The sequence below is a fragment of the Salinimicrobium terrae DSM 17865 genome, assembly GCF_000424665.1.
In the GTDB taxonomy this organism is placed as follows: Bacteria; Bacteroidota; Bacteroidia; order Flavobacteriales; family Flavobacteriaceae; genus Salinimicrobium; species Salinimicrobium terrae.
Genome location: NZ_KE384222.1, coordinates 349,153 through 361,021 on the forward strand (window position 1 = coordinate 349,153; position 11,869 = coordinate 361,021).

8 protein-coding genes are annotated in these 11,869 nt (G+C 41.1%); 7 read left to right on the forward strand and 1 reads right to left on the reverse strand.

Going from position 1 to position 11,869, the window contains the following annotated elements:
- Positions 1-48: 48 nt before the first annotated feature.
- From rplL to H148_RS0116185, 7 genes are all read left to right on the forward strand, one after another.
- Positions 49-426: a 50S ribosomal protein L7/L12 gene (gene rplL, locus H148_RS0116150; protein ID WP_029035720.1), complete on the forward strand. Its 378-nt coding sequence runs from the start codon at positions 49-51 to the stop codon at positions 424-426.
- 132 nt (positions 427-558) lie between these two features.
- Complete coding sequence (gene rpoB, locus H148_RS0116155; protein WP_029035721.1) at positions 559-4,371, forward strand: DNA-directed RNA polymerase subunit beta; 3,813 nt, start codon at positions 559-561, stop codon at positions 4,369-4,371.
- Positions 4,372-4,458: 87 nt separating this feature from the next.
- The gene (rpoC, locus tag H148_RS0116160; protein WP_029035722.1) at positions 4,459-8,760 is read left to right on the forward strand and encodes a DNA-directed RNA polymerase subunit beta'; all 4,302 of its coding nucleotides are present in this window, start codon (positions 4,459-4,461) and stop codon (positions 8,758-8,760) included.
- A 94-nt stretch (positions 8,761-8,854) separates the two neighbouring features.
- Positions 8,855-9,181, forward strand: a complete 327-nt coding sequence (locus H148_RS0116165) for a DUF3467 domain-containing protein (protein WP_029035723.1) — start codon at positions 8,855-8,857, stop codon at positions 9,179-9,181.
- 431 nt (positions 9,182-9,612) lie between these two features.
- Positions 9,613-9,933 (forward strand): hypothetical protein, encoded by a 321-nt coding sequence (locus H148_RS0116175; RefSeq protein WP_169578591.1) that lies wholly within the window; start codon positions 9,613-9,615, stop codon positions 9,931-9,933.
- Positions 9,934-10,037: 104 nt separating this feature from the next.
- Complete coding sequence (locus H148_RS0116180; RefSeq protein WP_029035725.1) at positions 10,038-10,787, forward strand: peptidase associated/transthyretin-like domain-containing protein; 750 nt, start codon at positions 10,038-10,040, stop codon at positions 10,785-10,787.
- Positions 10,788-10,964: 177 nt separating this feature from the next.
- A complete protein-coding gene (locus tag H148_RS0116185; RefSeq protein ID WP_029035726.1) occupies positions 10,965-11,516 on the forward strand; it encodes a hypothetical protein in 552 nt (183 codons plus the stop codon).
- A 59-nt stretch (positions 11,517-11,575) separates the two neighbouring features.
- Here the strand turns inward: H148_RS0116185 and H148_RS0116190 are convergent.
- On the reverse strand, positions 11,576-11,869 hold a 294-nt coding region (locus H148_RS0116190; RefSeq protein WP_029033045.1), incomplete at its 5' end, for an integrase core domain-containing protein.

The window sequence follows — 11,869 nt, forward strand, 5'->3', positions numbered from 1 at the left end:
GCACTTTTTAACAAACATAAATTACATTACATTTTAAAACGATAGAAAATGGCAGATTTAAAAGATTTCGCAGAGCAATTAGTTAACTTGACAGTAAAAGAAGTTAATGAATTAGCTACAATTTTAAAAGACGAGTATGGTATCGAGCCTGCTGCTGCTGCAGTAGTTGCTGGTGGTGCTGCTGCTGGTGGTGGTGAAGAAGCCGCTGAAGAGCAGTCTGAATTTGACGTAATCCTTAAAGCTCCGGGTGGATCAAAACTAGCCGTAGTAAAATTAGTAAAAGAACTTACCGGTCTTGGCTTGAAAGATGCTAAAGAATTGGTAGACAATGCTCCAAAACCTGTAAAAGAGGGAGTTTCTAAAGACGAAGCTGAAGCACTAAAAGCACAGTTAGAAGAAGCAGGAGCTGAGGTTGAGCTTAAGTAAGCTAAACCCACAGACAAATATAGGTTTAGACCCGGAGATTTGGTTCTCTGAGGTCTAAACCATTTTGCGTATATAAACATTTCCTGTTTATTTCGCACACTTTTTTATATAATAACATAATTCCGTCCATTGATGTTAGCAACGCAAACTGAAAGATTGAGTTTCTCTTCTGTAAAGAATAGCCCTGCCTATCCCGACTTTTTGGATATACAAATCAAGTCATTCCAGGACTTCTTTCAATTAGAAACAAAATCAGAAGAAAGAGGAAATGAAGGTTTAAATAATACCTTCATGGAGAACTTTCCCATTACGGACACCCGTAACCAATTCGTACTAGAATTTTTAGACTATTTTGTGGACCCACCGCGGTACTCCCTTCAGGAATGTATTGAGCGTGGATTGACATATAGTGTACCGCTTAAAGCACGGTTAAAGCTTTACTGTACAGATCCCGAACACGAGGACTTTGAGACTATTGTTCAGGATGTGTATCTTGGGACGATTCCTTATATGACCCCAAGCGGGACCTTTTGTATCAATGGAGCTGAGCGCGTAGTAGTTTCTCAGTTGCACCGGTCTCCCGGAGTATTCTTTGGACAATCCTTCCATGCAAACGGGACAAAACTTTATTCTGCCCGTGTAATTCCTTTTAAAGGATCCTGGATTGAATTCGCTACCGATATCAACAGCGTTATGTACGCGTATATCGATAGGAAGAAAAAATTACCTGTTACAACACTTTTCCGCGCCATAGGTTTTGAGCGCGATAAAGACATTCTTGAGATCTTTGACCTTGCAGAAGAGGTGAAAGTTTCCAAAACCGGACTTAAAAAAGTTCTTGGCCGTAAATTGGCTGCACGTGTATTGAACACCTGGTATGAAGATTTCGTAGATGAAGATACTGGAGAGGTTGTTTCGATTGAGCGTAATGAGATTATTTTAGATCGTGATACTGTTCTTGAAAAAGAGCATATAGAAGAAATAGTAGAAACCGGATCAAAGACCATTCTTCTTCACAAAGAGGAAAACCAGACCGGAGATTACGCTATTATCCACAATACATTACAAAAAGATCCAACTAACTCCGAAAAGGAGGCGGTTGAACACATATACCGTCAACTTCGTAACGCAGAACCACCAGATGAGGAGACTGCCCGCGGAATTATTGACAAATTGTTCTTTAGTGACCAGCGTTACAACCTTGGGGAAGTAGGGCGTTACAGAATGAACAAAAAACTTGGTCTTGATATAGCAATGGATAAGCAAGTGCTTACCCGTGAGGATATCATTACTATCGTTAAATATCTTATTGAACTTATTAATTCAAAGGCAGAGGTTGATGATATCGACCACTTGTCTAACCGTCGTGTAAGAACAGTGGGAGAGCAGCTGTCTCAGCAGTTTGGAGTAGGTCTTGCCCGTATGGCCCGTACAATCCGTGAAAGGATGAACGTACGTGACAACGAGGTATTTACCCCGATAGATTTGATTAACGCGAAGACCTTGTCTTCTGTGATCAACTCTTTCTTTGGAACCAACCAGTTGTCACAGTTCATGGACCAGACGAATCCATTGGCAGAGATCACTCACAAGCGAAGACTTTCGGCTTTAGGACCAGGTGGTCTTTCCCGTGAGCGTGCAGGTTTCGAAGTACGTGACGTTCACTATACTCACTACGGAAGACTTTGTCCTATTGAAACTCCTGAAGGTCCAAACATTGGGCTTATTTCCTCACTTTCAGCTTATGCTAAAGTGAACTCAATGGGATTCCTTGAAACTCCTTATCGTGAGGTTGTTAACGGAAAAGTAAATATTTCTGAAGAGCCAAGGTATTTAAGTGCCGAGGAGGAAGAAGATAAGATGATAGCCCAGGCGAATATTGCAATGGGTGAGGATGGTACTATTGAAGCTGATAGAGTAATTGCCCGTGAGGAAGGTGATTTCCCTGTAGTAGAACCTACCCAGGTTCACTATATGGACGTTGCTCCAAACCAGATCGCTTCAATCTCTGCTTCATTGATTCCGTTCCTTGAGCATGATGATGCAAACCGTGCTTTGATGGGATCAAACATGATGCGCCAGGCCGTACCTTTACTTCGAGTGGATTCTCCAATCGTTGGTACAGGACTGGAAAGACAGGTAGCTACAGATTCCAGAGTACTGATTAATGCCGAAGGAGCAGGAACTGTAGAATACGTTGATGCAAACCAGATCACTATAAAGTACGACAGAACTGAAGAGGAGCGAATGGTAAGTTTTGACTCAGATTCCAAGACTTATGAGCTGGTGAAGTTTAGAAAGACAAACCAGGGTACTTCTATTAACCTGAAGCCAATCGTAAGAGTAGGTGACAGGGTTTCTAAAGGTCAGGTACTTTGTCAGGGTTACGCGACCGAGGCGGGGGAACTTGCACTTGGACGTAACATGAAAGTGGCTTTCATGCCATGGAAAGGTTACAACTTTGAGGATGCGATCGTGATTTCAGAAAATGTGGTGAGAAATGATATTTTCACCTCTATTCACATCGATGAATATTCTCTTGAAGTTAGAGATACCAAGCTTGGTAATGAAGAATTGACAAACGATATTCCAAACGTTTCTGAAGAGGCTACAAAAGATCTTGATGAGCATGGAATGATTCGTATTGGTGCAGAAGTTAAACCCGGGGATATTCTAATAGGTAAGATCACTCCGAAAGGAGAGAGCGATCCAACTCCCGAAGAAAAACTTCTTAGAGCGATCTTTGGTGATAAAGCCGGAGATGTGAAGGATGCTTCTCTTAAAGCTTCTCCGTCATTAAGAGGTGTGGTAATTGACAAGAAATTGTTTGCCCGCGCTATTAAAGACAAGCGTAAGAGAGCTCAGGATAAGGAAGATGTTTCGGCACTTGAGAAAAAATATGAAGCGAAATTTGCCATTTTAAAGTCTGAACTGGTAGACAAGCTATTCGCGATCATTGGTGGAAAAACTGCCCAGGGAGTGATGAATGACCTTGGTGAGGAGATCCTTCCAAAAGGTAAGAAGTACACTCAGAAAATGCTTAATGCAGTTGATGATTATGCTCACCTTACCCATGGAACCTGGACTACAGATGATCATCTGAATGCTTTGGTGGCCGATCTTCTTCACAACTACCGTATTAAGGAAAATGATATCCAGGGTAACCTGAGAAGGGAAAAGTTCACCATTTCTGTGGGGGATGAACTACCTGCAGGTATAATCAAACTTGCTAAAGTTTACATCGCTAAGAAACGTAAGCTGAAAGTAGGGGATAAAATGGCTGGACGTCACGGCAACAAAGGTATTGTTGCCCGTATAGTTCGCCAGGAAGATATGCCTTTCCTTGAAGATGGTACACCTGTTGATATAGTATTGAACCCACTTGGGGTGCCATCACGTATGAACATTGGACAGATCTATGAAACTGTTCTTGGATGGGCCGGACAAAAACTGGGTAGAAAATTTGCTACTCCCATTTTTGATGGTGCAACTATAGATCAGATCAATGAATTGACAGATGAAGCGGAAATTCCGAGGTTTGGCCATACTTATCTTTATGATGGTGGAACCGGAGATCGATTTGACCAGCCTGCAACTGTTGGGGTGATCTACATGCTTAAACTGGGACACATGATTGATGATAAGATGCACGCACGTTCAATCGGGCCATACTCATTGATCACTCAGCAGCCGCTTGGAGGTAAAGCTCAGTTTGGTGGTCAGCGTTTTGGAGAGATGGAAGTTTGGGCCCTTGAAGCATACGGTGCTTCGGCGACTCTTCGTGAAATTCTTACTGTAAAGTCAGATGATGTTATAGGAAGAGCCAAGACTTATGAAGCCATCGTAAAAGGTGAGCCAATGCCAGAACCTGGACTACCTGAATCTTTTAACGTGTTAATGCACGAACTGAAAGGTCTGGGATTAGATATTAGATTAGAAGAATAAAAAAGTCACCAGTAGGCAGTAAGCAGTATCCAGTTTGAATTTACTGAATACTGTTTACTGAAAACTGATTACTACATAAAAAGTATTATGGCTAGAAATAATGATAAGAATACAGTACAGAGGTTTAACAAGATCTCTATAGGTTTAGCTTCTCCTGAGTCGATTCTTGCTGAGTCACGCGGGGAGGTCCTAAAACCTGAAACTATCAATTATCGTACGCACAAACCCGAAAGGGACGGGCTTTTCTGTGAGCGTATTTTTGGTCCTGTAAAGGATTATGAATGTGCCTGTGGAAAGTACAAAAGGATCCGTTATAAAGGAATCGTGTGTGATAGATGTGGTGTAGAGGTGACCGAAAAGAAAGTGCGTAGAGACCGTGTGGGGCATATTAACCTTGTGGTTCCTGTGGCACACATCTGGTACTTCCGTTCATTACCTAATAAGATTGGTTACCTGCTTGGTCTTCCGTCTAAGAAATTAGACATGATCATTTACTACGAGAGGTACGTGGTAATTCAACCGGGTATTGCCAAGAATGAGGATGGATCGCCGTTGAAGAAAATGGATTTCCTTACTGAAGAAGAGTACCTGAACATTCTGGATACCCTTCCGCAGGAAAACCTTTACCTGGATGAGAACGACCCGAATAAATTTATTGCTAAAATGGGAGCAGAGTGTCTTATCGACATCCTGCAGCGCATAGACCTTGATGCACTTTCCTATGAATTAAGACACAAAGCAAACAACGAAACTTCCAAGCAACGTAAAACTGAGGCTCTTAAGAGACTACAGGTTGTGGAAGCACTTCGTGATGCAAATAAGAACCGTGAAAACCGTCCTGAGTGGATGATCATGAAAGTAATTCCAATCATTCCGCCGGAATTACGTCCATTGGTGCCGCTTGATGGAGGACGTTTCGCAACTTCAGATTTAAATGATCTTTACCGTCGTGTAATTATTCGTAATAACCGTCTGAAAAGGTTAATGGAGATCAAAGCTCCTGAAGTGATTCTTCGTAACGAAAAGCGTATGCTACAGGAATCTGTAGATTCGTTATTTGATAACACAAGAAAATCTTCAGCAGTAAAAACTGATTCCAACAGGCCGTTGAAATCCCTTTCTGACTCCTTAAAAGGTAAGCAAGGGCGTTTCCGTCAAAACCTGCTTGGTAAGCGTGTGGATTATTCTGCTCGTTCGGTAATTGTTGTAGGACCGGAATTGAAGTTCTACGAGTGTGGTCTTCCAAAAGACATGGCAGCCGAGCTTTACAAGCCTTTTGTGATAAGAAAACTTATCGAAAGAGGTATTGTTAAGACTGTGAAGTCTGCCAAGAAAATTATAGATAAAAAAGAACCTGTTGTTTGGGATATTCTTGAGAATGTATTGAAAGGGCATCCTGTGTTGCTTAACCGGGCCCCAACTCTTCACAGACTTGGTATCCAGGCATTCCAGCCAAAACTTATTGAAGGTAAAGCGATTCAGTTGCACCCACTTGCGTGTACTGCATTCAACGCCGATTTTGATGGGGATCAAATGGCTGTCCACCTTCCGCTTGGGCCAGAGGCTATCCTCGAGGCACAGCTGTTAATGTTAGGTTCGCACAATATTTTGAACCCTGCAAACGGTTCGCCGGTAACTGTACCTTCTCAGGATATGGTACTTGGTCTTTACTATATGACAAAGGCCAGAAAATCAACTCCCGAGAGAGCTGTAAAAGGAGAAGGGCTTACGTTCTATTCACCTGAAGAGGTGACAATCGCTTACAACCAGAAGATGGTTGAGCTTAACGCGATGATCAAGATCCGTACAAAGGATTTTAATGAGGCAGGACAACTGGTAAACCAGATCATTGAAACTACAGTAGGTAGAGTACTATTCAACCAGGCCGTGCCGGAAAAAGCAGGTTTTGTGAATGAAGTACTTACTAAAAAATCACTTCGTGATATTATTGGTAACATTCTTAAAGTAACCAGCGTTCCCGAAACTGCGGAATTCCTGGATGCGATTAAGGAAATGGGTTATGGTTTTGCATTCCGTGGGGGATTGTCTTTCAGTTTGGGAGATATTATTATTCCGGAAGAAAAGCAGACCATGATCGACGATGCAAACGAGCAGGTTGAAGGTATTATAGGAAACTATAACATGGGTCTTATTACCAACAACGAACGTTACAACCAGGTTATTGACATCTGGACTTCTACGAACGCCGGCTTAACGGAATTAGCCATGAAGCGTATTCGTGAAGACCAGCAAGGATTTAACTCGGTGTACATGATGCTTGACTCCGGTGCAAGGGGATCTAAAGAACAGATCCGTCAGTTGACCGGTATGCGTGGATTAATGGCGAAGCCTAAAAAGTCTACTTCCGGAGGTGGAGAAATTATTGAAAACCCTATTCTTTCTAACTTTAAGGAAGGTCTTTCGATTCTTGAATACTTTATTTCTACTCACGGTGCACGGAAAGGACTTGCTGATACGGCTCTTAAAACTGCCGATGCAGGTTACCTTACCCGTCGTCTTGTAGATGTTTCACAGGATGTGATCATCAACGAGGAAGATTGTGGTACTTTAAGAGGTGTTGACGTATCGCCATTGAAGAAGAATGAGGAGATCGTGGAATCTCTTGGAGAGCGAATTCTTGGTAGAACTGCCCTTCATGATGTAATTAATCCTTTAACTAACGAGCTGCTTGTAGAATCGGGCGTTGAAATTGACGAGGATATTGTTAAGAAGATCACCGAAGCTCCGATTGAAAGTGTTGAAATAAGATCTGCTCTTACTTGTGAGGCTAAAAAAGGAATATGTGTGAGATGTTACGGCCGTAATCTTGCTACCAATAAAACGGTACAAAGAGGAGAAGCGGTTGGAGTTGTAGCTGCCCAGTCAATTGGAGAGCCGGGTACACAGCTTACCCTTCGTACCTTCCACGTGGGTGGTATTGCAGGAAACATTTCTGAAGAGAATAAATTGATCGCGAAGTTCCCGGGAATTGCAGAGATCGAAGATCTTAAGACTGTAAAAGGAGAAGCTCCTGATGGTAGCGAGGCTGAGATCGTGATTTCAAGAACTTCAGAATTAAAACTGAAAGATCAAAAATCGGGAATTGTACTTAGTACAAGCAACATTCCTTATGGATCGCAGATATTTATTAAGAATGGAGACAAAGTTTCCAGAGACGAGGTAATTTGCCAGTGGGATCCTTATAACGGGGTGATCATTTCAGAATTTGCCGGTAAGATCAAGTATGAGAATATCGAGCAAGGGGTAACTTACCAGGTGGAGATCGATGAGCAAACAGGATTCCAGGAAAAAGTAATTTCCGAATCCCGTAACAAAAAGCTTATTCCAACACTTCAGATCCTTGGAAAGAAAGATGAAGTAATTCGTTCTTACAACCTTCCTGTTGGAGCTCACCTTATGGTGGACAACGACGAGAAGATTAAGGTAGGGAAGATTCTGGTTAAGATCCCACGTAAATCTTCTAAGTCAGGGGATATTACAGGTGGTCTTCCAAGGGTAACCGAGCTTTTCGAAGCGCGTAACCCTTCTAACCCTGCTGTGGTAAGTGAGATCGACGGAGTTGTTTCCTTTGGAAAGATCAAACGTGGTAACCGTGAGATCATTATCGAATCCAAGCTTGGAGAAGTTAAGAAGTATCTTGTGAAACTTTCTAACCAGATCCTTGTTCAGGAGAATGACTACGTGCGTGCCGGAATGCCACTATCTGATGGGTCTGTGACTCCGGAAGATATCCTGTCCATTAAAGGACCAAGCGCTGTACAACAGTACCTTGTGAACGAAGTTCAGGAAGTTTACCGACTACAAGGCGTGAAGATCAACGATAAGCATTTTGAGGTAGTTGTAAGACAGATGATGCGTAAGGTAAGAATCGTTGATCCGGGAGATACTATCTTCCTTGAGAACCAGTTGGTTCATAAGGATGATTTTAGCGAGGAGAACGATGAGATCTTTGGAATGAAAGTAGTTGAAGATGCGGGAGATTCAGAGAATCTAAAACCGGGACAGCTTATTTCTCCAAGAGATCTTAGAGATGAAAACTCTATTCTTAGAAGAGAGGATAAGAACCTTGTTACTGCAAGAGATGTGGTTGCTGCAACTGCGACTCCTGTACTTCAGGGTATTACTCGTGCATCACTTCAAACCAAGTCATTTATTTCTGCGGCGTCCTTCCAGGAAACTACAAAGGTATTAAACGAAGCAGCCGTAAGTGGTAAGGTTGATGAGCTTGAAGGACTAAAAGAAAATGTTATTGTTGGCCACAGAATTCCTGCAGGTACAGGACTTCGGGAGTACGAACATATCATTGTTGGTTCTAAAGAAGAATTTGATGAAATGCTTGAAAAAAAGCAGGAAGTAAATTATAACTAGTAGAAATCTTCTATAGCAGATTTCCACATTGACAGAAATCCCGGCCACTACGGTCGGGATTTTTTTGTACTTTTAATCCTATAAAAACTTATAAATGAGCGACGAAAATAACAACAGTAAAAAACCTAAAAAGGGTCAGATTAATATAGAATTGGATGAAAAAGTGGCCGAAGGGACCTATTCTAATTTGGCTATTATCAACCATTCCGTCTCAGAATTTGTTGTTGACTTTGTGAGCATAATGCCGGGAACTCCCAAGAGTAAAGTAAAGTCCCGCATTATTTTAACTCCGCAGCATGCCAAAAGGCTATTAAAGGCTTTGGCAGACAATGTTAAACGATTTGAAAAGGCACATGGTGAAATAAAAGAATACGACCAGCCTAACATTCCTCTTAACTTTGGTCCGACGGGTCAAGCCTAATAGTTAAGCATCACGTTATTAGAGGACTTTCTTTTTCATTTTTCGCTGGCAGCTTTTTTTGCTGGGTTTAAAAGCTCTTTAGGCTCAGTTCCTGGGCGTAATTACTACTTCAGATTTTTTTAGAAATGAAGGAACACTCCGGGCCTAATTAGTTTCTTAGTGCCATTCATACTGAATTTGGCTTACGGTCGTGGTTCAAAAAGGAAAAAAAGTTAATCCTCAAAAATTGTATTTTAGGAAAATCTTTGGCCGGAGCTGCAGCTCCGGCTTTTTTAATTATAAAAAGTTCTATATTTAGCTTCTCCCTAAGGAATTTAATTTTAAAAAATAAAATGAAGCTCATCAGGTCCTTCTTTAATTTTTCCCGAATTTTTTGGATTGTTTCAAGGCTTGTGCTTGGGCTAATTTTTTGTTACTGCGCAATTTTTCTATTGGAAGGGGCAAATACTCTTGATTATCTTATTGCAGGAATGTTTGGAGTTTTGGCTTTGGCCTTAATGTGGAGCTTTATCGTCGGGATTTTTGCGGGTGGGGCAAGTAAATGGTTAAGGATAGCTACGGGAATAGCACTGGTGCTACTTTCAATGGCGGCTTTTTACTCCATGATAGATGCTTTTGGGATGGGAACGGCTGCCCTTATTCTAATTCTTCCGGTATGGTTATTTATGGCCGGCATTTTCGAACTGCTTAGTTTTAATAGCAGAAGAATACATTCCAAAAAGAATGGTTGGACAGATGTTTCATTGAATTAAAATTGTCTGCTCTTACAATATTCATAGAAGTGAGATAGAATTTTATTATTAAGGAAACTGATCTACTACAAATTTAAAATACGGACATTTGAAAAGATCAGGGGATGATAAAAACATTTCTGTCTTTTCTCTTCTTGTTTTTATTTTTCTCTGCTTTCAGTCAGGAGAGATCTTTGTTACAAGGCAGGATTCTTACGGATGACCAGGAAATTTCCGCTATTAATATCCTTAACATCACCAGCAGAATTGGAACGACAAACAATCTAAAGGGTGAATTTGAAATTGAAGTAGCAGTGAGAGATACTCTCAGGTTTTCTTCGGTTCAATACGAGCAGTGGGAAGTAGTCATTACAGAAGAAGTCCTGAAAAAGGCATTTTTGACAGTACTTCTTGTAGAAAAAATTGATGAGCTACCAGAGGTGAACATCAGTAACATTAGCTTAAGTGGAAATCTCGCTACAGATCTTGAAAATATTCCCACCCTTACCCAGGCAGACCTGGGATTTCCAATGTCCGATATTCCCCGACCTACTTCCGTAGAGAGGAAATTAATAACTGCATCTTCAGGAGTAGATCTCCTTCTTAATACTTTAAACGGAAAAATTAAAATGCTGAAGAAAGCTACTGCTAATGAAGACCTTTCTCAAATTGTTGACGCAGGTGTAAATGCGCTTCCTGTTTCCTTTTTTGTGAATCTCTCTATTCCTGTCGACCATATTAGAGATTTTGTTTATTTCTGTGCGGAAGATGCCACTTTCTACACTTTTTTACCCGAAGATATGAGACTTGAACTTGTGGAGTACTACAGAGGAAAGGCCCCTGTTTTTATAAAAGAAAGGTTACGGGGAAAGTAAAATGAGACAATTCCAAACTAGAATTATTTTTTGGTTTTTGCTGTTCATTATTCCCTTTCTATCTGCACAAGGGCAGGAGAGATCTTTATTGCAAGGCAAGATCCTTACGCCTGACCAGGCAATTTCTTCTATATTAATATTGTTAACATAACCAGCAGGATTGGAACGACAAACAATATGCAGGGTGAATTTGAAATTGAAGTAGCGGTGAGTGATACTTTGAAATTTTCCTCTGTTCAATATGAGCAGCGGGAAATAGTCATTACAGAAGAGGTGCTGAAAAAGACATTTTTGACCGTGCTTCTGGTGGAAAAAATTGATGAGCTTGCAGAGGTGAGCATTAGCGACATTAGCTTAAGCGGAAATCTCGTTACAGATCTTGAAAATATTCCGACTTTATCTCAAGCCGATCTGGGTTTTCCAATGTATGACATTCCCAGACCTACTTCCATTGAACGAAAGTTAAAAACGGCATCTAATGTAAGTACAACTTCAAAGTATAATCCTCCCGGAAATCTTAACGTAAGTCTTGATGGAATAATTAATAGGTTGAATGGAAAAACAGCTATGCTTCAAAAAGCCGCTGCCAATGAAGATCGATCTCAAGCTGTGGATGCGGGTATCGCGGCACTTTCGGAATCTATCTTTGAAGAACTTTCCATTCCGGAAAACCGGATAAGAGACTTCATTTATTACTGTGCTCCTTACTATCTGAAGCTCGCGTCTTGAACTCGTCGCATTTTTTCAGTCAAAAGCCCCGCAGTTCGTAAAGGAGGTGTAAGCTTCCCCTAATTAGAACTGTTTGATGGGATAAAATTATTGTTTTTGGTTTTATCTGTAGTCGCTAATAGAGAATTAAATTCAGCATATTCTATTGGTGCCATTTTTCCTAATGCATCATGTGGTCTTTGATTATTATAATCATCCATCCAGATTTGAGTTTGTTCTCTTACCTGATTCAAGTCTTCAAAAATGTATTTATTTAAAACTCCTCTTCTATAGGTGCCGTTGAATCGTTCAATAAAAGCATTCTGTGTGGGTTTCCCTGGCTGGATATACTGGAAATCGATTCCATGCATCTG

Coding starts and splice junctions, on each gene's coding strand:
- rplL (WP_029035720.1), top strand. CDS start 49: ATGGCAGATTTAAAAGATTTCGCAGAGCAATTAGTTAACTTGACAGTA.
- rpoB (WP_029035721.1), top strand. CDS start 559: ATGTTAGCAACGCAAACTGAAAGATTGAGTTTCTCTTCTGTAAAGAAT.
- rpoC (WP_029035722.1), top strand. CDS start 4,459: ATGGCTAGAAATAATGATAAGAATACAGTACAGAGGTTTAACAAGATC.
- H148_RS0116165 (WP_029035723.1), top strand. CDS start 8,855: ATGAGCGACGAAAATAACAACAGTAAAAAACCTAAAAAGGGTCAGATT.
- H148_RS0116180 (WP_029035725.1), top strand. CDS start 10,038: ATGATAAAAACATTTCTGTCTTTTCTCTTCTTGTTTTTATTTTTCTCT.
- H148_RS0116185 (WP_029035726.1), top strand. CDS start 10,965: ATGCAGGGTGAATTTGAAATTGAAGTAGCGGTGAGTGATACTTTGAAA.